General features: G+C 66.5%; 19 protein-coding genes and 1 pseudogene. 13 read left to right on the top strand and 7 right to left on the bottom strand.

All coding sequences use genetic code 11. From position 1 onward, the window contains the following. The first annotated feature begins 8 nt into the window (after positions 1-8). From TQ98_RS01385 to fdhA, 5 genes are all read left to right on the top strand, one after another. The gene (locus TQ98_RS01385) at positions 9-335 is read left to right on the top strand and encodes a sarcosine oxidase subunit delta (protein ID WP_044871165.1); all 327 of its coding nucleotides are present in this window, start codon (positions 9-11) and stop codon (positions 333-335) included. Continuing rightward, entirely contained in the window at positions 332-3,349 is a 3,018-nt protein-coding gene (locus TQ98_RS01390) for a sarcosine oxidase subunit alpha (protein WP_044871166.1), read from the top strand. The genes TQ98_RS01385 and TQ98_RS01390 overlap by 4 nt, the downstream gene beginning before the upstream one ends. Next, the gene (soxG, locus tag TQ98_RS01395; RefSeq protein ID WP_044871167.1) at positions 3,342-3,971 is read left to right on the top strand and encodes a sarcosine oxidase subunit gamma family protein; all 630 of its coding nucleotides are present in this window, start codon (positions 3,342-3,344) and stop codon (positions 3,969-3,971) included. The genes TQ98_RS01390 and soxG overlap by 8 nt, the downstream gene beginning before the upstream one ends. Before the next feature lie 146 nt (positions 3,972-4,117). Further along, a complete protein-coding gene (gene purU, locus TQ98_RS01400) occupies positions 4,118-4,981 on the top strand; it encodes a formyltetrahydrofolate deformylase (RefSeq protein ID WP_044871168.1) in 864 nt (287 codons plus the stop codon). Positions 4,982-5,164: 183 nt separating this feature from the next. Then, positions 5,165-6,364: a formaldehyde dehydrogenase, glutathione-independent gene (gene fdhA / locus TQ98_RS01405; RefSeq protein ID WP_044871169.1), complete on the top strand. Its 1,200-nt coding sequence runs from the start codon at positions 5,165-5,167 to the stop codon at positions 6,362-6,364. Positions 6,365-6,522: 158 nt separating this feature from the next. On the opposite strand, the gene TQ98_RS01410 is transcribed toward fdhA, so the two are convergent. Next, positions 6,523-7,776 carry a flavohemoglobin expression-modulating QEGLA motif protein gene (locus TQ98_RS01410; protein WP_044871170.1) on the bottom strand — a complete coding sequence of 418 codons (1,254 nt, stop codon included), beginning with the start codon at positions 7,774-7,776 and terminating at the stop codon, positions 6,523-6,525. Between the two features lie 225 nt (positions 7,777-8,001). On the opposite strand from TQ98_RS01410, the gene TQ98_RS01415 reads away from it, so the two are divergent. Beyond that, positions 8,002-8,688 carry a DUF2780 domain-containing protein gene (locus TQ98_RS01415; RefSeq protein ID WP_044871171.1) on the top strand — a complete coding sequence of 229 codons (687 nt, stop codon included), beginning with the start codon at positions 8,002-8,004 and terminating at the stop codon, positions 8,686-8,688. A gap of 24 nt (positions 8,689-8,712) precedes the next feature. Here TQ98_RS01415 and TQ98_RS01420 read toward each other — a convergent pair whose 3' ends face one another. Continuing rightward, positions 8,713-9,606, bottom strand: a complete 894-nt coding sequence (locus TQ98_RS01420; protein WP_044871172.1) for an acyltransferase — start codon at positions 9,604-9,606, stop codon at positions 8,713-8,715. A 201-nt stretch (positions 9,607-9,807) separates the two neighbouring features. Here TQ98_RS01420 and TQ98_RS01425 point away from each other — a divergent pair, with 201 nt between their 5' ends. From TQ98_RS01425 to TQ98_RS01450, 6 genes are all read left to right on the top strand, one after another. Next, entirely contained in the window at positions 9,808-10,320 is a 513-nt protein-coding gene (locus TQ98_RS01425) for an ATP-dependent zinc protease (protein ID WP_044871173.1), read from the top strand. Between the two features lie 46 nt (positions 10,321-10,366). Next, positions 10,367-11,053 carry a two-component system response regulator CreB gene (creB, locus tag TQ98_RS01430; RefSeq protein ID WP_044871174.1) on the top strand — a complete coding sequence of 229 codons (687 nt, stop codon included), beginning with the start codon at positions 10,367-10,369 and terminating at the stop codon, positions 11,051-11,053. Beyond that, a complete protein-coding gene (gene creC / locus TQ98_RS01435) occupies positions 11,053-12,483 on the top strand; it encodes a two-component system sensor histidine kinase CreC (RefSeq protein ID WP_044871175.1) in 1,431 nt (476 codons plus the stop codon). The genes creB and creC overlap by 1 nt, the downstream gene beginning before the upstream one ends. Positions 12,484-12,669: 186 nt before the next feature. Beyond that, positions 12,670-13,104 carry a CBS domain-containing protein gene (locus tag TQ98_RS01440; RefSeq protein ID WP_044871176.1) on the top strand — a complete coding sequence of 145 codons (435 nt, stop codon included), beginning with the start codon at positions 12,670-12,672 and terminating at the stop codon, positions 13,102-13,104. Positions 13,105-13,343: 239 nt separating this feature from the next. Beyond that, a complete protein-coding gene (gene creD, locus TQ98_RS01445) occupies positions 13,344-14,693 on the top strand; it encodes a cell envelope integrity protein CreD (protein ID WP_044871177.1) in 1,350 nt (449 codons plus the stop codon). Between the two features lie 12 nt (positions 14,694-14,705). Next, positions 14,706-15,023, top strand: a complete 318-nt coding sequence (locus tag TQ98_RS01450; RefSeq protein ID WP_044871178.1) for a hypothetical protein — start codon at positions 14,706-14,708, stop codon at positions 15,021-15,023. A gap of 104 nt (positions 15,024-15,127) precedes the next feature. On the opposite strand, the gene TQ98_RS01455 is transcribed toward TQ98_RS01450, so the two are convergent. The 4 genes from TQ98_RS01455 to TQ98_RS01470 form a co-directional block, all read right to left on the bottom strand. Beyond that, a complete protein-coding gene (locus TQ98_RS01455; RefSeq protein WP_044871179.1) occupies positions 15,128-15,751 on the bottom strand; it encodes a glutathione S-transferase family protein in 624 nt (207 codons plus the stop codon). Between the two features lie 194 nt (positions 15,752-15,945). Next, positions 15,946-16,896: a lyase gene (locus TQ98_RS01460; protein WP_044871180.1), complete on the bottom strand. Its 951-nt coding sequence runs from the start codon at positions 16,894-16,896 to the stop codon at positions 15,946-15,948. An 85-nt stretch (positions 16,897-16,981) separates the two neighbouring features. Then, positions 16,982-17,686: a 3'-5' exonuclease gene (locus TQ98_RS01465; RefSeq protein WP_044871181.1), complete on the bottom strand. Its 705-nt coding sequence runs from the start codon at positions 17,684-17,686 to the stop codon at positions 16,982-16,984. Next, positions 17,683-19,617: a putative nucleotidyltransferase substrate binding domain-containing protein gene (locus tag TQ98_RS01470; RefSeq protein WP_044871182.1), complete on the bottom strand. Its 1,935-nt coding sequence runs from the start codon at positions 19,615-19,617 to the stop codon at positions 17,683-17,685. Before TQ98_RS01470 ends, TQ98_RS01465 begins: the two co-directional genes overlap by 4 nt. A gap of 246 nt (positions 19,618-19,863) precedes the next feature. Between TQ98_RS01470 and TQ98_RS01475 the strand changes: the two are divergent. Beyond that, positions 19,864-20,304 (top strand): annotated as a pseudogene (locus TQ98_RS01475) (response regulator); the annotation flags it as partial. A 179-nt stretch (positions 20,305-20,483) separates the two neighbouring features. Here TQ98_RS01475 and TQ98_RS01480 read toward each other — a convergent pair. Further along, positions 20,484-22,661, bottom strand: a complete 2,178-nt coding sequence (locus tag TQ98_RS01480) for a malate synthase G (RefSeq protein WP_044871184.1) — start codon at positions 22,659-22,661, stop codon at positions 20,484-20,486. Between the last annotated feature and the right edge of the window lie 164 nt (positions 22,662-22,825).

Below are 22,825 nucleotides of genomic sequence, written 5' to 3' on the forward strand. Positions count from 1 at the left end.
GACCCGCCATGCTGCACATTTTCTGTCCTTACTGTGGCGAACTGCGCTCCGAAGAGGAATTCCACGCCAAGGGCCAGGCGCACATCCCGCGCCCCCTGGACCCGAACGCCTGCACCGACGAGGAGTGGGGCGACTACATCTTCTTCCGCGACAACCCGCGCGGCATCCACCACGAGCTGTGGGTGCACTCCGCCGGCTGCCGCAAGTACTTCAACGCCACGCGCCACACCGTGAGCTACGAAATCCTCGAAACCTACAAGATCGGTGAGAAACCCACTGTCACCGAGGCCAACGTCGGCGAGAAGAAAGCCGCGACCGCAGGAGTAACGGCATGAGCCAGGTCAACCGTCTTCCCAAGGGTGGCCGCGTCGATCGCAGCCAACCGCTGACCTTCACCTTCAATGGCCAGAACTACCAGGGCTTTAACGGCGACACCCTGGCCGCCGCCCTGCTGGCCAACGGCGTCGATATCGTCGGCCGCAGCTTCAAGTACTCCCGTCCGCGCGGCATCGTCGCCGCCGGTGCGGAAGAACCCAACGCGGTGCTGCAGATCGGTTCCACCGAAGCCTCCCAGGTGCCCAACGTGCGCGCTACTCAGCAGGCCCTGTACGCCGGGCTGGTGGCCAACAGCACCAACGGCTGGCCGAACGTGAACAACGACGTCATGGGCATCCTCGGCAAGGTCGGCGGCGGCATGATGCCGCCCGGGTTCTACTACAAGACCTTCATGTATCCGCAGAACCTGTGGCTGACCTACGAGAAGTACATCCGCAAGGCTGCCGGCCTCGGCCGCGCGCCCCTGGAAGTCGACCCGGACATCTACGACCACATGAACCAGTACTGCGACGTGCTGGTGGTCGGTGCCGGCCCCGCGGGTCTCGCCGCCGCACTGGCCGCTGGCCGCAGCGGTGCCCGCGTGATCCTGGCTGACGAGCAGGAAGAGTTCGGCGGCAGCCTGCTGGATACCCGTGAAACCCTGGACGGCAAGCCTGCTTCCGAGTGGGCGGCCAAGGTCATCGCCGAGCTGGAAAAACTGCCGGAAGTGACCCTGCTGTCGCGCTCCACGGTGAACGGCTATCACGACCACAACTTCCTCACCATCCACCAGCGCCTGACCGACCACCTGGGCGAAGTCGCGCCCCATGGCCAGGCTCGTCACCGCGTCCACCGCGTCCGCGCCAAGCGCGTGGTGCTGGCCGCTGGCGCCCACGAGCGTCCGCTGGTGTATTCGAACAACGACGTGCCGGGCAACATGCTGGCCGGCGCCGTCTCCACCTACGTGAACCGCTACGGCGTGGCCCCGGGCCGCCAGCTGGTGCTGTCCACCAACAACGACTACGCCTACCGCGTGGTGCTGGACTGGCTCGATGCCGGCCAGCAGGTGGTGGCCGTGGCCGATGCCCGCAGCAACCCTCGCGGCACCTGGGTTGAAGAAGCCCGCGCCCGTGGCGTGCGCATCCTCACCGGCAGCGCCGTGGTCGAAGCCCGTGGCAGCAAGCGCGTCACCGGTGCCCGCATCTGCGCCGTCGACCTGAAGAACCACAAAGTCACCAGCCCCGGCGAAGTGGTCGATTGCGACCTGATCGTCAGCTCCGGCGGCTACAGCCCGGTGGTACACCTGGCGTCGCACCTGGGCGGCAAGCCGATCTGGCGTGAGGACATCCTCGCGTTCGTTCCCGGCGAAGGCTTCCAGAAGCGTTACTGCGCCGGTGCCGTGAATGGCGTGTTCGGCCTGGGCGATGCCCTGGCCGATGGTTTCGAAGCGGGCGCCAAGGCGGCTGCCGAAGCCGGCTTCAAGGCGGTCGAAGGCAGCCTGCCGAAGACCGAGAAGCGCAAGGACGAAGCGACCGTGGCCCTGTTCCAGGTGCCTCACGACAAGTCCACTTCCCGTGCGCCGAAGCAGTTCGTCGACCTGCAGAACGACGTCACCTCCGCTGGCATCGAGCTGGCCACCCGTGAGGGCTTCGAGTCGGTCGAGCACGTCAAGCGCTACACCGCACTGGGCTTCGGTACCGACCAGGGCAAGCTGGGCAACATCAACGGCCTGGCCATCGCCGCCAAGTCGATGGGCATCAGCATCGCCGAGATGGGCACCACCATGTTCCGCCCGAACTACACCCCGGTGACCTTCGGCGCCGTGGCCGGCCGTCACTGCGGCCACCTGTTCGAGCCCAAGCGCTACACCGCCATGCACCGCTGGCATCTGGAGCAGGGCGCGGAGTTCGAAGACGTCGGCCAGTGGAAGCGTCCGTGGTTCTTCCCCAAGCGTGGCGAAGACATGCACGCCGCCGTGGCTCGCGAATGCAAGGCCGTGCGTGACAGCGTGGGCATCCTCGATGCCTCCACCCTGGGCAAGATCGATATCCAGGGCCCGGATGCACGCGAGTTCCTCAACCGCGTCTACTCCAACGCCTGGACCAAGCTGGATGTGGGCAAGGCCCGCTACGGCCTGATGTGCAAGGAAGACGGCATGGTCTTCGACGACGGTGTGACCGCCTGCGTCGGCGAGAACCACTTCATCATGACCACCACCACCGGCGGTGCCGCCCGGGTGATGGAATGGCTGGAGATCTACCACCAGACCGAATGGCCGGAACTGAAGGTGTATTTCACCTCGGTCACCGACCACTGGGCCACCATGACCCTGTCCGGCCCCAACAGCCGCAAGCTGCTGGCCGAAGTCACCGACATCGACCTGGACAAGGACGCCTTCCCCTTCATGACCTGGAAGGAAGGCCTGGTCGGCGGCGTCCCGGCGCGGGTGTTCCGGATCTCCTTCACCGGTGAGCTGAGCTACGAAGTGAACGTGCAGGCCGACTACGCCCTGGGCGTGTGGGAACAGATCGTCGAGGCGGGCAAGAAGTACAACCTGACCCCGTACGGCACCGAAACCATGCACGTACTGCGGGCCGAGAAGGGCTTCATCATCGTCGGTCAGGACACCGACGGCTCGGTGACCCCGGACGACCTGAACATGGGCTGGTGCGTCGGTCGCAACAAGGCCTTCTCCTGGATCGGCTGGCGCGGCATGAACCGCGAGGACTGCCTGCGCGAAGACCGCAAGCAACTGGTCGGCCTGAAACCCATCGACCCGAACAAGGTGCTGCCGGAAGGCGCCCAGCTGGTGTTCGACCCGAAGCAGTCCATCCCGATGAAGATGGTCGGCCACGTCACCTCCAGCTACATGAGCGCGACCATGGGGTATTCCTTCGCCATGGCCGTGGTCAAGGGCGGCCTGAAGCGCATGGGCGAGCGCGTGTTCGCGCCGCTGGCCGATGGCAGCGTGATCGAAGCCGAAATCTGCAGCTCCGTGTTCTATGACCCGAAAGGGGATCGCCAGAATGTCTAACGTGAACGTCTACAAGCAGCGTCCCGAGAAAGCCCGTGCCGAATCGCCGCTGTTCCACGCCGGCCTCGACGAGCTGGCGCGCAAAGGCAAGAGCAGCGCAGGCGTGGTCCTGCGCGAGAAGAAGCTCCTCGGTCACCTGGTGATCCGTGGCGATGCCAAGGACCCGGCCTTCGCCGGTGGCGTCCACAGCGCCCTGGGCCTGGAGCTTCCGGTGGCCCTGACCCTGGTGGCCAACGGCGACACCTCGCTGCAGTGGCTGGGCCCGGACGAGTGGCTGCTGATCGTGCCGAGCGGTCAGGAGTTCGAGACCGAGCAGCGCCTGCGCAAGGCCCTGGACGGTCAGCACATCTCCGTGGTCAACGTCAGCGGCGGCCAGACCATCATCGAGCTCTCCGGGCCCCACGCCCGGGAGCTGCTGATGAAGTCCACCACCTACGACGTGCATCCGAGCAACTTCCCGGTCGGCAAAGCCGTGGGCAGCACCTTCGCCAAGGCCGGCGCGGTGATCCGCCACACCGGCGAAGACACTTGGGAACTGCTGATCCGCCGCAGCTTCTCCGACTACATCTGGCTCTGGCTGCAGGATGCCAGCGCGGAGTACGGGCTGGCAGTCAAAGCTTGACCGGCGCGGGGCTCCGGTAGGTTGGCGCCAAGCGCAGCGAGGCCCAACGACCGAAGCCCCTGGAGGACCTCAGGGAGCGCTGCGCGCTCCTTGTTGGGCTTCTCAAGCTCAGCGCCAACCCACCTGGCGCACCCAAGGAGATAGAGATGAGCCGCACCCCCGATACCTGGATTCTCACCGCCCAATGCCCGAGTGTGCTCGGTACCGTGGATGCGGTGACGCGCTTTCTCTTCGAGCAGCGCTGCTACGTCACCGAGCACCATTCGTTCGATGACCGGCTGTCCTCGCGCTTCTTCATCCGCGTCGAATTCCGCCAGCCGGACGACTTCGACGAGCAGGCTTTCCGCAGTGGTCTCGCCGAGCGCCTGGCGCCCTTCGACATGGAGGTCGAGCTGACGCCGCCCGGCTACCGCGCCAAGGTGGTGCTGATGGTGTCCAAGGCCGACCACTGCCTGAACGACCTGCTGTATCGCCAGCGTATCGGTCAACTGGACATGGATGTGGTGGCGGTGGTTTCCAACCACCCGGACCTGGAGCCGCTGGCCCGCTGGCATGGCATCCCCTATCACCATTTCCCCCTCGATCCCAACGACAAGCCGGCGCAAGAGCGCAAGGTGCTGAAGGTGATCGAGGAAACCGGCGCCGAACTGGTGGTGCTCGCCCGCTACATGCAGGTGCTCTCGCCCGAACTGTGCAAGAAGCTCGACGGCTGGGCGATCAACATCCACCACTCGCTGTTGCCCGGTTTCAAGGGCGCCAAGCCTTACCACCAGGCCTACCAGAAGGGGGTGAAGCTGGTGGGGGCCACGGCCCACTACATCAACAACGACCTGGACGAGGGCCCGATCATCGCCCAGGGCGTCGAGGCGGTAGACCACGCCCACTACCCCGAAGACCTGATTGCCAAGGGCCGCGACATCGAGTGCCTGACCCTGGCCAAGGCCGTCGGCTATCACATCGAGCGGCGCGTGTTCCTCAACGCCAACCGCACGGTGGTGCTCAACGCATGAACCCGTAGGGTGCGCCGTGCGCACCTTCGGGACCCATTGGTGCGCACGGCGCACCCTACTTTCACGGAAGCCGCCCCTGCCAGGTTCCACCGGCGGCTCCCGGCAACAGATGCAAGCTCCAGTGCAAGGCCGCGTGGCCGTGGGCCACGCCTTTGTGTTCACAACAACAACGGAGAATTACGCATGTCTGGTAATCGTGGTGTCGTTTATCTCGGTGCGGGCAAAGTCGAAGTGCAGAAGATCGACTACCCGAAGATGCAGGACCCTCGCGGCAAGAAGATCGAGCACGGGGTGATCCTGAAGGTGGTCTCCACCAACATCTGCGGCTCGGACCAGCACATGGTGCGTGGCCGTACCACCGCACAGGTCGGCCTGGTGCTCGGCCACGAGATCACCGGTGAGGTGATCGAGAAAGGCCGTGACGTGGAAAACCTGCAGATCGGCGACCTGGTATCCGTACCGTTCAACGTCGCCTGCGGCCGCTGCCGCTCCTGCAAGGAAATGCACACCGGCGTCTGCCTGACCGTCAACCCGGCTCGTGCCGGCGGTGCCTACGGCTACGTCGACATGGGCGACTGGACCGGCGGCCAGGCCGAGTACGTGCTCGTCCCTTACGCTGACTTCAACCTGCTCAAGCTGCCCGAGCGCGACAAGGCCATGGAGAAGATCCGTGACCTGACCTGCCTCTCCGACATCCTGCCCACCGGCTACCACGGCGCCGTTACCGCCGGCGTCGGCCCGGGCAGCACCGTGTACGTTGCCGGCGCCGGTCCGGTTGGCCTCGCCGCCGCCGCCTCCGCCCGCCTGCTGGGCGCCGCCGTGGTCATCGTCGGCGACCTCAACCCCGCCCGTCTGGCCCACGCCAAGGCGCAAGGCTTCGAGATCGCCGACCTGTCGCTGGACACCCCGCTGCACGAGCAGATCGCTGCGCTGCTGGGCGAGCCGGAAGTGGACTGCGCGGTGGATGCGGTGGGTTTCGAAGCGCGCGGCCACGGCCATGAAGGCGCCAAGCACGAGGCTCCGGCCACCGTGCTGAACTCGCTGATGCAGGTCACCCGCGTGGCCGGCAAGATCGGTATCCCCGGCCTCTACGTCACCGAAGATCCGGGCGCGGTGGATGCCGCCGCCAAGATCGGCAGCCTGAGCATCCGCTTCGGCCTCGGCTGGGCGAAATCCCACAGCTTCCACACCGGCCAGACCCCGGTGATGAAGTACAACCGCGCGCTGATGCAAGCGATCATGTGGGACCGCATCAACATCGCCGACGTGGTGGGCGTGCAGGTCATCAGCCTGGACGACGCACCGCGTGGCTACGGCGAATTCGATGCCGGCGTACCGAAGAAATTCGTCATCGATCCGCACAAGACCTTCAGCGCGGCCTGATCGACTGCTGTACCCCGACGCCGTGGGTGTGACAGCCGCGGCGTCCGTCCCTCAAGGGGCCCTTCGGGGCCCCTTTTTTTTGCTTGGGCCCGGCTGGTAGATGGGGCCAGTTGTTGTAGGGGCGAATGAATTCGCCCCTACAGTTGATCCCGCCCAGCTCATTCTTCTTCCAGCTCCACAAACCTTTCCAGATCCACCACCTCCAGCTTGATCCGCCCGACGAAGGCGGAGAAGGCCAGGGCGGCGGCCAGGCGGCGCAGGTCCGAGGCCCAGGGCGGTACGTAGCGCGGCTGTTCCAGCCAGCCGGACTCGAACAGCGGTGCCAGGCGCACCACATCGCCGGACGTCATGCGGCCGGCGAACAGCTGCCGCAACAGCTCCGGCCGGTTGTCCCGCACCGCCACCCGCAGCAGGGTGTGCACTCCGAGCATGCCGATCACGTAGCAGGCGTCCTTGGTGAAGGCGCCGCCGCCGCGCACATCGGCGCCCCTGAACACCCGCTGGGCGGAACGGAAGGATTCCTCCTCCGTCTGGCCGGCTTCCAAGAAACCCTGGAACACTTCGATGAAGTCGGAGCCATCCAGTGCCTGTTGCACCGCCACCACCCGCAGGGCGATTCGGCGCAAGCGCTGGATATCGATGCTGCCGGTGATCAGCTCGGCGAGCATGGCGATGCCTTCCTGGGTCAGCGTGGTGCGCGGCGCGCCCAGGGCCAGGCTGGTCAGGCGCGGCTGGGCGCGGCCATTGAGCGCGGTGCCGACATGCACGAAGGCCTCGTGTTGCAGCAGCTGGGCCTTGTCCAGTTCGGAAAAGCGCGCCGAGGCCCGCAGGCGGATGCGGGTGGCGCCGGCGATGGCCTTGGAGGCGAGGTCCGGGTCCAGCACCACCTTGACCTGGCCGGGTCCGAAGAAGGCATCTACCTCGGCACGCATCCAGTCGGCGAACGCCTCGGCCGGGATGTTCGCTTCCGTGGCGGGAATGCTTCGGCTGTCCAGCAGCGCGTCGGTGGTGTCGAGGAAGAAGCGTGCGGCGTCCAGAGGCGTCATCTTCTGCCGCTCGTAATAGTGGTCCGGGCGCTGATAGAGGCTGGCGGAGTAGTCGGTGAAGGCGGGCGTGCCGATGGCGCCGAGCATGCGGCCGGCGCAGGCATAGCTGCGGGCGGTGGCGGCAAGGAAGGCGCCCGCCGGGTGGCCGGTATCGCACTGACCGGCGAGGTCCTCCAGCGCGGCTACGTCAGCGCTGTGGTCGCGGGGTTGGAGTTGGACTTCCGGCAGCTTCGGCCGGCCGGCCCGCCAGTCAGCGAGAAAGCGTTCCTCGATGCCGTCCGGCCAGGCGATGGCGTCGAGTACGCGGATCTTGCGGGCCAGGCCGGGGAGGGCGGCGTCGAGTTCGGCAAGGCGGGTTTCGCTCATGGTGACAGACCGGAGAGGGTGGTCATTGAAGGCTAGTTCAGCGTAGGCGTCTGCAGGTCGGGTAGGGTGCGCCGTGCGCACCCTACGAGGATGTCCGTGGAGCGACGCCAACCAACCGACAAAATGCCGGGAACGCCCACCCCATCCCAGCAGTCATATTGCCGAGCTTCCGCTCACCGGCCGGTACGCAGTGTCCCGGCACGGATTCTTCCTCGAGGTCGACCTATGCACACCCCCCGAAGCCTGACCCTGGCCGTCCTGCTCAGCCTGGCCGCCAGTCCGGTGTTCGCCGTTACCCTGGGCGATGTCGTCGCCGCCGCTGCCGCGAGCGGTTCGGAAAGCACCAAGGCACAGGGGCCGGGCATTGCGCCGGCGGAGTCGGCGGCCATGGTGGAGCAGTTGGGCAGCCAGTTGCAGATCACCCCGGAGCAGGCCCTGGGCGGTGCGGTCGCGTTGTTCGGCCTGGCGCGCAATAACCTCCCGGCCGACCAGTTCGCCCAATTGAACCAGGCCGTGCCGGGCGTTGGCATGCTGACCGACCCCAATACCCAGGGCCTGCTCAGCAGCCTCGGCGGCTTGCTTGGCCAGCAATCGGGTAATGCCTTGGGCGGCCAGCCGGGCGTGCTCGCTGGCCAGCAGATGAACAGCATGGCGGATGTCAGCCAGGCCTTTGGCTCGCTGGGGATGGGCAATGACCTGATCAGCCGGTTCACGCCGCTGATCCTTTCCTTCCTGGGCCAGCAGGGCCTGGCCAACGACCTGATCGCGAGCCTGAGCAACCTGTGGAAGTGGACCACGCCGCCGGTGGTGCCGGGGCTGCAGCAGACGCCGGTTCAACAGACACCGAACCAGCAGGCTCCGAGTCAGCAAGCGCCGGTGCATCAGGCCCCGGTGAACGGCCTGTCGACCTGAGTCGCGATGGGGTAGGCCGTGCGCCTACCCCTTCAGTTCCGCGCGCAACTGGCTGATGCGCGCATCCTTCTCCTGCCAGAGCTGGCTGACCCAGGCCTGCACGTACTGGCGGAATTCCCCGTCGTTCTCGTAGTCGCCCTGCCACAGGGCCGGGTCCAGCTCGCGGGTGCGGATCTCCATGACGACCCTCGGCACCTGGCCTGACAGCAGCGCCCAGAAACCCGGCACGCCCTTGCCCGGATAGACCAGGGTGACGTCGAGGATGGCATCCAGCTGCTCACCCAGGGCCGCCAGCACGAACGCGATGCCGCCCGCCTTGGGCTTCAGCAGGTGCTGGTAGGGCGAGCCCTGGTTGGCGTGTTTGACGGGGGTGAAGCGGGTGCCTTCCAGGTAGTTCACCACGGTCACCGGCATGCGCTTGAACTTCTCGCAGGCGGCCTTGGTGATCTCCAGGTCCTTGCCTTTCATGTCCGGGTGCTGGTCGAGGAAGGCCTTGCTGTACCGCTTCATGAAGGGGTAATCCAGCGCCCAGAAAGCCAGCCCGAGGAAGGGCACCCAGATCAGCTCCTTCTTCAGGAAGAACTTGAAATAGGGCGCCTTGCGGTTGAACGCCTGGACCAGCGCCGGGATATCCACCCAGCTCTGGTGGTTGCTGATGACCAGGTAGGAGGTGTCGTTGCGCAGCCCCTCGCCGCCTCGGATATCCCAGTGGGTGGGGGTGAGGAGGGCGAACACCCGCTTGCAGTTTTCCGCCCAGGCCTCTGCGACCCACATCACGCCACGGGAACAGGCATCGCGCAGGGCCTGGCCGGGCAGGACGAATTTGAGCAGGGCGATGGCCAGCATCGGGCCGATCAGGATCAGGGTGTTGAGCAAGAGCAGCAGGGTGGTGGCAATTCCGGTCAGCAGTGCCTGCATGGGTCGTCGCTCCTTGTCCGCTGGGGTGCGGGTGATGATACGCAGTCACCAGCGACGCGACGAGCGGTCTCCCCCGGGTCGGGGTCTTGCTCGTCGACCGGGGGCGAGTATGCTGCTGCGCACCCGTCGTCTCGTCGCTGACGAACCATTTGCGCTTTCGGCCAGTCCCACAACCGTACCCCTCAACGAGGAGATGTTGCGTTGAAATCCCTGTTTGCCTTGCTTGCCCTGGTGGCACTGCCCGCCGTCGCCGCCCAGGAACCCACCCTCTATGGGCGTTACGAATACGTGCGATTGCCGGAGATCGGTCAGACCCTCAAGGCCAAGATGGACACCGGCGCCCTGACCGCTTCCCTGTCGGCCAAGGACATCGAACTCTTCAAGCGCGATGGCGAGGAATGGGTGCGCTTCCGCCTGGCCACCAAGGACGCGGACGGCACCGTTTACGAACACCGCCTGTCGCGCATCAGCAAGATCAAGAACCGCGCCGACGAACTGGGCGAGGAAGACGAGGCGCCCTCTGCGGAAATCTCCAAGCGTCCGGTGGTGGACATGGAAATGTGCCTGGGCGGCATCAAGCGCACCGTCGAGGTCAACCTTACCGACCGCTCCAGCTTCAACTACCCGCTGCTGATCGGTTCCAAGGCCCTGCGCGAATTCAAGGCCGCCGTGTACCCTGGCCGCAAGTTCACCGCCGGCAAGCCCCAATGCTGATCGGCCGGTAGCCGCCTTTCCATCACCTCCATGAGCCGGGACGCCCATGCCGCACATCCTCATCGTCGAAGATGAAGCCGCCATCGCCGACACGCTGGTCTATGCCCTGGAGGCCGACGGCAACGTCACCACCTGGCTGAGCCTGGGTGGTCCCGCCCTGGAGCTGCTGCGCCGGGAGCCGGTGGACCTGGTGATCCTCGATGTGGGGTTGCCGGACACCAGCGGCTTCGAGCTGTGCAAGGCGTTGCGGCGCTTCTCCGAGGTGCCGGTGCTCTTCCTCACCGCGCGCAATGCCGAGATCGACCGGGTCGTGGGACTGGAAATCGGCGCCGACGACTATGTGGTGAAACCCTTCAGCCCGCGGGAAGTGGCGGCGCGGGTAAGGGCCATCCTCAAGCGCACCGCTCCCCGCGAGCCGGCCCCGGCGGCTGCCGCCAACGGCCCGTTCCAGGTGGACGGGGAGCGCGTGCGCATCCACTACCACGGCCAGCCCCTGGGCTTGACCCGCCACGAGTTCCGCCTGCTGCAGACGCTGCTGGCGCAGCCGGAGCGGGTGTTCAGCCGCGAACAGTTGCTGGATGCCCTGGGGGTGGCCGCCGACGCGGGCTACGAGCGCAATATCGACAGCCACATCAAGAGCCTGCGGGCCAAGCTGCGCCAGGTCGCGCCCGCCGCCGAAGCCATCCAGACCCACCGGGGCCTGGGTTACAGCTACTCGCCGGGCCACGCCTGATGCCACTGGGCATACGCATCTTCCTGGTCTACTTCCTCTTCGTCGGGCTGGCCGGCTGGTTCGTGCTCAGCACCGTGATGGACGAGATTCGTCCCGGCGTGCGCCAGTCCACCGAGGAGACCCTGGTGGACACCGCCAACCTGCTCGCGGAAATCCTGCGCGACGAGGTGCGCAACGGCACCCTCGACCAGGGCCGCCTGCCCGAGCTGCTCAAGGCCTACGGCCAGCGCCAGCCGGGGGCGGAGATCTGGGGCGTGCGCAAGACCCAGGTCAACCACCGCATCTACGTCACCGATGACAAAGGCGTGGTGTTGCTGGATTCCAGCGGCGCGGCGGTGGGCCAGGACTACTCCCGCTGGAACGACGTCTACCGCACCCTGCGCGGCCAGTATGGCGCCCGCTCCTCCCGCGAGAACCCGGACGACCCGGACTCCTCGGTCATGTACGTGGCCGCGCCGATCAAGGATGGCGCGCGGATCATCGGCGTCGTGTCCGTCTCCAAACCCAATGCTTCGCTGCAGCCCTACATCGAGCGCTCCCAGGCGCGCCTGGCCTGGCTCGGCGCCGGCTTGATCGGCCTCGGCCTGCTGGTCGGGGGCGCGCTGTCCTGGTGGCTCAGCCGCTCCCTGCGGCGCCTGCGGAACTACGCCCAGGCGGTGAGCGAGGGCCAGCGCGCAGAGCTGCCGGACATGAGCGGTGGTGAATTGCGCCAGTTGGCCGCCGCCGTCGAGCGCATGCGTACCCAGCTGGAGGGCAAGGCCTACGTCGAGCGCTATGTGCACACCCTGACCCACGAACTGAAGAGCCCCCTGGCCGCCATCCGGGGTGCCGCCGAACTGCTGGAGGGGGAGATGCCCGCGGAGCAGCGCCAGCGCTTCGTGGCCAATATCGGCAACGAGGGCGCACGGTTGCAGCAGCTGATCGAACGCCTGCTCAACCTGGCCCAGGTGGAACAGCGCCAGGGGCTGGAAGAACGGGTGCCGGTACCGCTGCGGGAGCTGGTCGAGGAATTGTTGCAGGCCCAGGCGGCGCGGATCGAGGCGGCCGGGCTCGACGTGGATAACCGGATCGCACCGGCGTTGTGCGCCTTCGGCGAGCGTTTCCTGCTCCGCCAAGCGCTGGCCAACCTGCTGGACAACGCCCTGGACTTCACGCCGTCGGGCGGCCTGCTGCGGCTGGAGGCGGAGCGCCAGGGCACCTGGCTGGAACTGCGTCTGTTCAACCAGGGCGAGCTGATTCCCGAGTTCGCCCTGCCGCGCCTCACCGAGCGTTTCTACTCCCTGCCGCGCCCCGCAACGGGGCGCAAGAGCACCGGGCTCGGCCTCAATTTCGTGCAGGAAGTGGCCGGGCTCCACGGCGGCGAGTTGCAGGTGGCAAATCGCGAGGGCGGGGTGGAAGCCTGCCTGCGACTTCCCTTCGTCGCGGATTGATATGCGGCCGCCGCCCGGCGACGCTGGCGCGATCCCCCATCGGCTATAAATTGACCAGGACGGCGCTCGGACTTTCGAGGGGCGTCGCCCGCTTGTAACCCGATTCTGGCTTGATTCTTGATGCGGCTCTGATGCAAAGCGCCGAGCTTCGACTACAAGAAACACAGGCCCCTCAGGAGCTGCCGGATGAAAACAGTCGCCGAGATTCTCAGAGCCAAGTCCCATACCCACCTGTTCAGCGTCGAACCCACCACCACGGTGCTGGAAGCCGCGCACCTGATGGCCGAGAAGGACATCGGCGCGCTGGTGGTACTGAAGGCGGGCGAACTGGTGGGCATCGTCACCGAGCGCGACTTCGTGCGCCGCGTCGCCGCGATGGAGCGCTCCGCCTATGCCACCACGATCGAAGAAGTGATGACCTCCAACCTCTTCGTCGTGACCCCGCGGGACAGCAACCAGTACTGCATGCAGCTGATGACCGAAAAGAACCTGCGCCACCTGCCGGTGCTGGAAAACGGCAAGCTGGTGGGCCTGCTCTCCATCCGCGACCTGGTGCGGGACATCACCGCCGAGCAGGAGAGCCTGATCCATCATCTGGAGCAGTACATTCGCGGGGCGTAGTTCTCCACAGGCGACCAAAAACGTGTACGGGCGAATTCATTCGCCAAGGGCGGCGCAGCCGCCCCGACAAGACCGCTAGGCAGACCTTCGGTCTGCTTGGCGAATGAATTCGCCCCTACAGAAGCACGGCGAATCCGACCTGGACCGCCACCCAATCCCCACACAGTCTCCACACTTCCCCCATATGCCCACCCCACGGGCCGCCGAGACTCTCCCCACCCCACACAAGGAGAGTCGCCATGACCCGTACCCTCGGCTTCAAACTGGGCATCATCGCCTTGCTGATGCTGCTTCTGATGATCCCCCTGACACTGATCAACGGCCTGATCGGCGAGCGCCAGGCGGCGCGCGACGGTGTGCTGGCCAACATTGCCCGGAGCTCCAGCTACAGCCAGCGGATCACCGGGCCCATTCTGGTGGTGCCGTACAAGCGCACGGTGCGCGAGTGGAAAACCTACGAGCAGACCGGCCAGCGCCACCTGGAAGAACGCGAGGTGAGCGGGCGCCTGTATTTCCTGCCCGAGCGCTTCAGCCTGGTGGGCAAGGTGGAGACCGAACTGCGTGCCCGGGGCATCTACAAGGCGCGGCTGTACAAGAGCGACAGCCAGGTCAGCGGGCAGATCCTGGTGCCAGCCAACTACGGCATCAGTGAAGACCTGGCGGACTACCGCTTCGAAGCGCCCTTCCTGGCAGTGGGCATCAGCGATATCCGTGGCATCGGCAATGCCCTGAAGCTGCGCCTGAACGGCCAGTCCTTCGACTTCCAGCCGGGCAGCGGCGACCGCTTGCTGGAGGGTGGCGTACACGTGCGGCTGGCACCGCTGCAGGCCGGCGCGCCCCAGAGTCTGGACTTCGGCTTCGACCTCAAGCTGCAGGGCACCTCCAGCCTGAGCGTGACGCCGGTCGGCCGCGACTCACGTGTGGAGATGACCTCGCCCTGGCCGCATCCGAGCTTCATCGGCGAGTTCCTGCCCAGCGAACGGGAGATCAGCGCCCAGGGCTTCAAGGCGATCTGGCAGACCAGCTTCTTCGCCACCAACCTGCAGGAAGCGCTGTCCGACTGCGTCGGGGCGGGTGAGTGCAATAGCTTCAATTCCCGGGACTTCGGGGTGAGCTTCGTCGACCCGGTGGACCAGTACCTGAAGACCGACCGCGCCATCAAATACGCCCTGCTGTTCGTTGCCCTGACCTTCGCCGGCTTCTTCCTCGTTGAAGTGCTCAAGCGTCTGGTGGTGCACCCGGTGCAGTACGGCCTGGTGGGCCTGGCCCTGGCGTTCTTCTACCTGCTGCTGCTGTCGCTTTCCGAGCACCTGGAGTTTGCCCTGGCCTACGCCCTGTCGGCCTCGGCCTGCGTGGCCCTGGTGGGGTTCTACGTCAGCCATGTGCTGCACAGCTGGGTTCGTGGCGGTGGCTTCACCCTGGCGTTGGCCGCCCTCTACGGGATGCTCTACGGCCTGCTCAGCGCGGAGGACTACGCGTTACTGATGGGCTCGCTGCTGGTGTTCGGCCTGCTGGCCTGCGTCATGGTGCTGACCCGCAAGCTGGACTGGTACGGCGTTGGCCGCGCCCAGCCGGCCACTGGTAACTGAGGAGGAACGACCATGCGCGTACTGATGCAATTCGGCTGCTGTTTCCTGCTCGGAATGGTGATCTCGGTGGTGGTGCTCGGGGGCCTGATGTTCGCCGGCGCCTTCGGCTTCATCGACCTCTGGATGTTCACCGGCAAGCCCTTGGCGGGCCTGGCCCTGTGGTTGCTGCCGGGCGGCTTCTGGCAGGGGCTGACGGGGGTCGTGGACGCCGCCCACAACCCGTCGGTGCGGTCCTTCCTCGAACTCTGTGCGGCCCTGGGGCAGGGCGCGCTGTTGCTGGCGACGGGCTTCTTCCGCCTCTGGTACCGGCGCGCGGGAGGTGTGGAATGAGGCTGGTGGGGTTGCGGGAGGATCAGGCGTGGGGCGGGAAGCTGGCGGCGGAGCTGGACAGGCTGTTCAGCGCCTGTCTGCCCCGCCCCCGGACGGGCCCGGGCTCAGTGCACCGGGGCCGTGGCCTGCAGCGAGGGCCGCTGGCAGGCGGTTGAGTACCAGGCCGCCAGCTTCGGGCAGTCGCGGCGCCAGTTGAGGTCGGGCATGCGGAAGTCCAGGTAGCCCAGGGCGCAGGCGGCGCTGATGGCGGCCACGTCGAAGCGGTCGCCCAGCTCGTCGGCGGATTGCTCGAAGGCTTCCAGGGCGCGGTCGATCTTGCTGCACTGGCCCAGCACCCAGTCGTCCCAGCGCTTGTCCTCGGGACGCAGGAAGGTCTCGTAGCGCACCAGGATGGCGGCATCCAGCACCGCGTCGGCCAGGGAGGCCAGGGTCAGGCGCCGCCAGCGTGTCGCGCCGTCGCGGGGGATCAGCGGCTCGCCGCTGTGCTGGTGGTCGAAGAAATCGAGAATCACCCGGCTGTCGTGCAGCACGCTGCCGTCGGCCAGGAGCAGCGCCGGGATCTTGCCGGCGGGGTTGTGCTCGTTGACCTCGGCGCTGGGGTTCAGCGGGGTCAGGGTGACGCCGTGGAGCGCCACCGAATTCAGCTGCCCGGTTTCGTGGAGCAGCACCATGACCTTGCGGACGTAGGGTGAGGTGGGGGAGTGGTAGAGGGTCAGGCTGGCGCTCATGCGAAGTCCTCGGCGTCTGCAGCGGTGTTAATGAGAAAGTTATACCGCATTGGATTGCCGACGGGCATGCAGGAGCGATTTCAATCGCCAGGCAGGGCGAACGGCGCCCTTGGCAAATTGACTCGCCTCCACAGAGTCGGAGGCGTCGCTGCAGGAGCGAGCTCGCTCCTGCACCACAGGTGGGTTCGTGACGTTCAGTACCTGATCATCACCAGCCGATCCTGGGCCGACTCGGCACCCCAGACTTCGCCGGTGCGGCCCGACAGTTGGGTGACGCGGGCGTTGGGGCGGTCGCTGGGGAAGCTGGCGAACAAGTGGCTGAACGGGTTGAAGCGCAGGATGGCGTTGGCGCGGAAGTCGCTCAGCCAGACCCTCTCCTGCTCGTCCACGTAGAGCGCCTGGGCGTCCGCATTGCCACCGGGGATGCTCCAGCTGCTCCAGGTTTCCCCCAGCGGGTCGAAGCGGCCCAGGCGGCCGCTGCCGGCTTCGCTGACCCAGAGGGTGCCGCGGGAATCGCTCCAGATCAGGCGCGGACCGGTGCTGGCGGCTGGCATGTCTACCACCGTGGCGCGGCCGTTGGCCGGGTCGACACGGGCGATATGGCGGGCCTTCTGGTTGGCGTACCAGACCTCGCCGCTGGGCGTCACCGTGATGCCCTCAGGGCCGGCGCCACCCGGTGCGGGCCAGACCTCCAGGCTGCCGCTGGCCGGCTTGAAGCGGCCGATGAAGCCCTGCTGGCCGGTAAACCAGAGGTCGCCATTGCGGTCCAGGGCCAGGCCGTGCAGGCCGGTATCGGGCGCCGTGCCCTTGAGGGGGAAGGTGCGCACCGCGAGGTCCACCGGGTCGACCCGGACCAGGGCGTCCAGGCCGGGATCGGTGATCCAGGCGACGCCCTCCTGGTCCACCACCAGGGCACGTGGGGAGGAGCCCACGCCGAGAGGGATCAGCTGGGACTGGCCACTCATGGGGTCGAGCAGGCCCACGGCGCCCGGGCGCGGGGCGGTGAACCACACACGTCCGTCGGTGGCCGGCGCCACGTCGCGCGGGCCGGCGCCGGTCGGTACCGGGTAATAGGTGACATCGGCTGCTGTGGCCGTCCCGCAGAGCAGGGCGGCGCACAGGGCGAGGGCGATTGGACGGACCATGGGAAAACCTCCGCGTCCCTGGGGTGTTCCTCAATCGACGCGGCAGAGGGGGAGGGGTTCGACGGAGCCGCCGAGTGGTGTGGGTTCAGAGGGCGGGGGCGTGCTGCCGGCGCTGCCAGCGTGCCAGCGCCGAGGCCAGGGCTGCGGGGCTTTCCAGGCCCTGGCGGCGGGCGCGGCTGAACAGGATCAAGGCGATTTCGGCGGTGACCAGGGCGTCGGCACTGGCGTTGTGGCGCTGCAGGACCTGCAGGCCGAAGTACTCGACCCACTCGTCCAGGCCGCCATTGCGGATGCCGGCCTCGGGGCAGAGCATCGGCGCCAGTTCGGCGACGTCGAGGAAGCAATGGCGCAGGCGATGGTCGAGGTCCTGCTTGAGGGCGCGGCTCAGCATGCGCTGGTCGAAGGTGGCGTGGAAGGCCAGCAGCGGACTGTCGCCGAGGAACTCCATGAAGCCCTGCAGGGCTTCCGCCGGTTCCACCCCCGCGGCGAGCTCGCTGGGGGCGATGCCGTGGATCAGCACGCTGGCGTTGAGTTTGCCGGTGTCGCGCTGGAGGGTGCATTCGAACTGACTGCCGAGGTCGATGGCACCGTCGTGGATGCTCACCGCGCCGATGGACAGCACCAGGTCACGGCTCATGTTCAGGCCACTGGTTTCCAGGTCCAGCACGACGAAGCGCTGCTCGCGCAGGGGGCGATCGTCCAGCGGCCGGGGATCGGGCAGGCGCTCGCGTCGGGCGGCGAGGTCCGGGTCGAGAGGTATGCGGCGGGTGAACCAGGGGAAACCGTTCATAGCTGATAGCGTAGCGCCAGGCTGGATTGCAGGCGCTGGGCCTGGCGGAAGGACTCGCGCAGGATGCGCCGGTCCAGGTGGTTGAGGGTGTCGGGGTCGAGCCGGTTGGAATAGGGCAGCCCCTGGCGCGCCTGCTGCTGGTGCTGCTGCATGCGGGTCAGTTGGATGAAGTGGTAGGCCTCTTCGTAGGCGGCGCCGTCCTGGGCATCCACCACTTCCCGCTCCACCAGCTGGCGCAGGCGCTCCAGGGTGTTGCAGGCGCTGATGCCGTGGGCCAGGGCGAGCAGTCGGGCGCCATCGACGAAGGGGGTGAGCCCCTGCACCTTGAGGTCGAAGGTGTCCTTCTCGGCGCCCTTGCGGGCCACCACGAAATCGCGGAAGCGGCCCACCGGCGGGCGCTGGCGCAGGGCGTTGTCGGCCATCATGCGCTGGAACAGGCTGTTGTCGGCCACCAGCACCAGCAGTTCCCGCTGCAGGGCTTCGCAGCCCTCGGTGGGGCCCCAGACGGCGCGCAGGTCGAAGTAGATGCTCGAACCCAGCAGGTTTTCTGGCGTGGCTTCGCGGACGAAGCTGGCGAAGCGCCGGCTCCATTCAGTACGGGACAGGCACAGCTGCGGGTTCCCGGCCATGATGCCGCCCTTGCACAGCTCGAAACCGCATTGGGCCAGATGCTGGTTGATGCGTTCGGCCAGCGGCAGCAGGCGTCCACGGATGGCCGCGGCCTGGGCGGCGTCTGTTGCCTCGAAGAGGATGCCGTTGTCCTGGTCGGTGTGCAGGGTCTGCTCGCAACGCCCCTCGCTGCCGAAGCAGAGCCAGGTGAAGGGGATGCCCGGATCGCCCATTTCCTCGATGCTCAGCTCGATCACCCGGCACACGGTGTGGTCGTTGAGCAGGGTAATGATGCGGGTGATCTGGGTGGAGCTGGCGCCGTGGGCGAGCATGTTGTCCACCAGGCGCTGGATTTCGCCGCGCAGGGCGGCCAGGGTTTCCACCCGGCCGGCATGGCGGATGGTGCGCGCCAGGTGTACCAGGTCCACGCGCTGCAGGGAGAACAGGTCGCGCTCCGACACCACGCCCAGCAAGCGCTCCCCGCTGACCACACAGACGTGGGCGATATGCCGTTCGGTCATGGCCAGGGCCGCGTCGAAGGCGCTCGCTTCTGGCGGCAGGTGGAAGGGCGCCTGGGTCATGACGTCGGCGATGGGCTGGACCAGGTCGGCGCTGGCGTCGGCGATCACCCGGCGCAGGTCGCGCAGGGTGAAGATGCCCAGGGGCCGCTGCCCGGCATCGACGATCACGATGCTGCCGACCTGCTGCTCGTGCATCAGCCGCACGGCATCGCGCAGGGGCAGCTCCGGCGGGCAGGCGATGGGCTGGCGCACGGCCAGTTCGCCGAGGCGGGTGTCCAGGGAGTACTGGGCACCGAGGGTCTCCACGGCGCGTAGCTGCACCTGCTGATTGACTTGGTCCAGCAGGCTGCTGACGCCGCGCAGGGCGAAGTCACGGAAGGGGTTGGACAGGGCGAACAGCTTGACGAAGGCGGCCTTGCCCAGCAGCAGGCAGAAGGTGTCCTCGCCTGCCAGGTGTTCGGTGCGGGTGGCCCGCTCGCCGAGCAGGGCGGCTAGGGGGAAGCACTCGCCGCTGGCGATCTCGAAGGTGGTCTCGGTGCCGCGCCGGGCCGAATGGGGCCGTTCGCCCACCACCCGGCCCTGCTTGACGATGTAGAAGTGCTCTACCGGGCCGTCCTGGGGCTTGATGATGGATTCGCCGGCGGCATAGAAGCGCAGCAGGCAATGCTCGACGAGGAAGGCGAGGTGGGCGCTTTCCATCTGGTTGAAGGGTGGGTACTTCTGCAGGAACTCCATGGTGCCGTGGATGTTCTGCATGACCGCCTGCTTGCCGGCCTGGGCAAAGGCATCTGCCTTGTTCATGGACCTGCCTGCTGTTCTTGTTAGAGGAACCATGCTGCGCGCGGCAGCCGGCGACACAAATTGGACGTAAGTCTAACGAGTGGCAATGTGCGGGAAGTCAGGAGCAGAAAGCGACCGTTCGGCGGATGCCGCGTTTTGCACGGGAACTTGCGTGCATTTTGCGTATCCGACCTCCGAACCCCGTGCTAAAGCTTATTGATACGGGGAGTTGGGCCTGCCAGGGAGGCCCCATTAGAGGACTGCCCCATGAGTTACGGTGATCTGCTGAGCGAAGCCGAGCTGCAAGCGCTCGAAGAAGTCATGCGCGTGCCCAGCGCGCCGCCCAGTGTGTTGCTGGTGGATGACGACGAAGTCGGGCGCGATGCGCTGGCCGACGAACTGGTGGCTCAGGGTATCCCCTGCATCACCGCCGAAAGCGGCGAACAGGCGCTGGCGCTGCTGGTCACCCGCCCCACCATCGGCTTGATGATTACCGAGCTCCACATGCAGTGCGGCAGTGGCCTGGAAGTGGTGCGCCAGGTGCGCCAGTCGGCGCGGGCGACCCTGCCGGTCATCATCGTTTCCGGCGACGCCGATGTGCAGGACGCCATCGAGGCCATGCACATGAAGGTGGTGGATTTCCTCCTCAAGCCGGTGGACACCAGTCGCCTGGTCAACCTGGTGCGCAACGAGCTGGGCGCGCCACCCCAACCCAAGGCGCCGCCGCCCGAGGTGAGGCCCAGGCCGGCGAAGCCGAAAGCCAAAGCGAAGGTCATCGCGCTGAAGAGCGCATGAAGGGACCGCCAGGGAAAGGCGGTTTTTTTATGCCTGACGTAATCCAGGAAAGAAAAAACCGCCCCGAAGGGCGGTTTTTTTGTGAGCGGGCCTTAGAGACCGTTCTTCGCCTTGAACTCGCGGCGACGACGGTGCAGGACCGGCTCGGTGTAGCCGTTGGGCTGCTTGGTGCCTTCCACCACCAGTTCCAGCGCGGCCTGGAAGGCCACGTTGCCGGCGAAGTTCGGCGCCATCGGGCGGTACAGCGGATCGCTGGCGTTCTGGCGGTCCACCACGGCGGCCATGCGCTCCAGGCTCTCAACAATCTGTGCCTGGCTGACTACACCATGGCGCAGCCAATTGGCCAGCAGCTGGCTGGAGATGCGCAGGGTGGCGCGGTCTTCCATCAGGCCGACGTCATTGATGTCCGGCACCTTGGAGCAGCCGACGCCCTGGTCGATCCAGCGCACGACATAGCCGAGGATGCCCTGGGCGTTGTTGTCCAGTTCGTTCTGGATTTCTTCCGCGCTCCAGTTGGTGTTCGGCGCCATCGGGATGGTCAGGATGTCGTCCACGGAAGCCGGGGCGCGCTTGGCTAGCTCGGCCTGACGGGCGAACACATCCACCTTGTGGTAGTGCAGCGCGTGCAGGGTGGCGGCGGTAGGCGAGGGGACCCAGGCGGTGTTGGCACCGGCCAGCGGGTGGGCGATCTTCTGCTCGAGCATGGCGGCCATCAGGTCCGGCATGGCCCACATGCCCTTGCCGATCTGCGCCTTGCCCTGCAGGCCGGTGGCCAGGCCGATGTCCACGTTGCTGTTCTCGTAGGCACCGATCCACTTCTCGTTCTTCATGGCGCCCTTGCGCACCACGGCGCCGGCTTCCATGGAGGTGTGGATCTCGTCACCGGTGCGGTCGAGGAAGCCGGTGTTGATGAACACCACGCGCTCGGCGGCAGCCTTGATGCAGGCCTTCAGGTTGATGGTGGTGCGGCGCTCCTCGTCCATGATGCCGACCTTCATGGTGTTGCGCGGCATGCCCAGGACGTCTTCGACGCGGCTGAAGATCTCGGTGGCGAAGGCCACTTCTTCCGGGCCGTGCATCTTCGGCTTCACGATGTACATGGAGCCGGTGCGGGAGTTCTTGCGGCTGGTGTTGCCCTTGAGGTTGTGCAGGGCGATCAGGCCGGTGAACAGACCGTCCTGAATGCCTTCCGGCACTTCGTTGCCGGCGGCGTCGAGGATGGCCGGGTTGGTCATCAGGTGACCGACGTTGCGCACGAAGAGCAGGGAACGGCCGTGGAGGGTCAGCTCGGAACCGTCGGCCTTGGTGTAGACGCGGTCCGGGTTCATGGTGCGGGTGAAGGTCTGGCCGCCCTTGCTGACGGATTCAGCCAGGTCGCCTTTCATCAGGCCCAGCCAGTTGCGGTAGACCACGACTTTGTCGTCGGCGTCGACGGCGGCGACGGAGTCTTCGCAGTCCATGATGGTGGTCAGGGCGGACTCCATCAGCACGTCCTTCACGCCGGCGGCGTCGGTCTGGCCGATGGGGCTGGACGGGTCGATCTGGATTTCGAAGTGCAGGCCGTTGTGCTTCAGCAGCACGGCGGCAGGCTTGGCAGCGTCACCCTGGAAGGCGAGGAACTGGGCGGCGTTCTTCAGGCCGACTTCGCTGCCGTTCTTCAGGGCCACGGCCAGTTGGCCGTTCTTCACGGTGTAGGCGGCGGCGTCGACGTGCGACGCGCCTTCCAGCGGTGCGGCTTCGTCGAGGAAGGCGCGGGCGAAGGCGATCACCTTGTCACCACGGACCTTGTTGTAGCCCTTGCCCTTCTCGGCACCACCTTCTTCGCTGATGGCGTCGGTGCCGTACAGCGCGTCGTACAGGGAGCCCCAGCGAGCGTTGGCGGCGTTCAGGGCGAAGCGCGCGTTCATCACCGGCACGACCAGCTGCGGGCCGGCCATGGTGGCGATTTCGTCGTCGACATTCTGGGTAGTGGCCTGGAAGTCGGCCGGTTCCGGCAGCAGGTAGCCGATTTCCTGGAGGAACGCCTTGTAGGCCACGGCGTCGTGGGGCTGGCCGGCACGGGCCTGGTGCCAGCCATCGATCTTGGCCTGCAGTTCATCGCGTTTGGCGAGGAGGGCTTTGTTCTTCGGAGCCAGGTCGTTGATGACGGCTTCCACACCGGCCCAGAACTTCTCGGCCGCAATGCCGGTTCCGGGGATGGCTTCGTTGTTCACGAAGTCGAACAGGACTCTGGCGACCTGAAGGCCACCGACTTGAACGCGCTCAGTCATTGCTTGCCTCACTCTGCTCAATATCCGCTCGGACCGGGTGTTTCCCATTTTTGTAGTCCGAGGCGCGGCATACTACATGAAGCCGTTGTGAAAATCAGTGGGCTCGCGTCGCTATGCGACTAAAAGCTGGTTTACGGTCACAACGGCATACAGAATGTTCGCAA

The organism is Pseudomonas sp. LFM046 (assembly GCF_000949385.2).
Taxonomy (GTDB): domain Bacteria; phylum Pseudomonadota; class Gammaproteobacteria; order Pseudomonadales; family Pseudomonadaceae; genus Metapseudomonas.

What these genes read in the sequence shown, in the direction of transcription:
- TQ98_RS01460 (WP_044871180.1), bottom strand. Translation starts at nt 16,896, where the DNA reads ATGGTCCGTCCAATCGCCCTCGCCCTGTGCGCCGCCCTGCTCTGCGGG.
- TQ98_RS01480 (WP_044871184.1), bottom strand. Translation starts at nt 22,661, where the DNA reads ATGACTGAGCGCGTTCAAGTCGGTGGCCTTCAGGTCGCCAGAGTCCTG.
- creD (WP_044871177.1), top strand. Translation starts at nt 13,344, where the DNA reads ATGACCCGTACCCTCGGCTTCAAACTGGGCATCATCGCCTTGCTGATG.
- TQ98_RS01385 (WP_044871165.1), top strand. Translation starts at nt 9, where the DNA reads ATGCTGCACATTTTCTGTCCTTACTGTGGCGAACTGCGCTCCGAAGAG.
- TQ98_RS01410 (WP_044871170.1), bottom strand. Translation starts at nt 7,776, where the DNA reads ATGAGCGAAACCCGCCTTGCCGAACTCGACGCCGCCCTCCCCGGCCTG.
- TQ98_RS01440 (WP_044871176.1), top strand. Translation starts at nt 12,670, where the DNA reads ATGAAAACAGTCGCCGAGATTCTCAGAGCCAAGTCCCATACCCACCTG.
- TQ98_RS01390 (WP_044871166.1), top strand. Translation starts at nt 332, where the DNA reads ATGAGCCAGGTCAACCGTCTTCCCAAGGGTGGCCGCGTCGATCGCAGC.
- creB (WP_044871174.1), top strand. Translation starts at nt 10,367, where the DNA reads ATGCCGCACATCCTCATCGTCGAAGATGAAGCCGCCATCGCCGACACG.
- purU (WP_044871168.1), top strand. Translation starts at nt 4,118, where the DNA reads ATGAGCCGCACCCCCGATACCTGGATTCTCACCGCCCAATGCCCGAGT.
- TQ98_RS01415 (WP_044871171.1), top strand. Translation starts at nt 8,002, where the DNA reads ATGCACACCCCCCGAAGCCTGACCCTGGCCGTCCTGCTCAGCCTGGCC.
- TQ98_RS01455 (WP_044871179.1), bottom strand. Translation starts at nt 15,751, where the DNA reads ATGAGCGCCAGCCTGACCCTCTACCACTCCCCCACCTCACCCTACGTC.
- TQ98_RS01465 (WP_044871181.1), bottom strand. Translation starts at nt 17,686, where the DNA reads ATGAACGGTTTCCCCTGGTTCACCCGCCGCATACCTCTCGACCCGGAC.
- creC (WP_044871175.1), top strand. Translation starts at nt 11,053, where the DNA reads ATGCCACTGGGCATACGCATCTTCCTGGTCTACTTCCTCTTCGTCGGG.
- TQ98_RS01420 (WP_044871172.1), bottom strand. Translation starts at nt 9,606, where the DNA reads ATGCAGGCACTGCTGACCGGAATTGCCACCACCCTGCTGCTCTTGCTC.
- TQ98_RS01450 (WP_044871178.1), top strand. Translation starts at nt 14,706, where the DNA reads ATGCGCGTACTGATGCAATTCGGCTGCTGTTTCCTGCTCGGAATGGTG.
- TQ98_RS01470 (WP_044871182.1), bottom strand. Translation starts at nt 19,617, where the DNA reads ATGAACAAGGCAGATGCCTTTGCCCAGGCCGGCAAGCAGGCGGTCATG.
- fdhA (WP_044871169.1), top strand. Translation starts at nt 5,165, where the DNA reads ATGTCTGGTAATCGTGGTGTCGTTTATCTCGGTGCGGGCAAAGTCGAA.
- soxG (WP_044871167.1), top strand. Translation starts at nt 3,342, where the DNA reads ATGTCTAACGTGAACGTCTACAAGCAGCGTCCCGAGAAAGCCCGTGCC.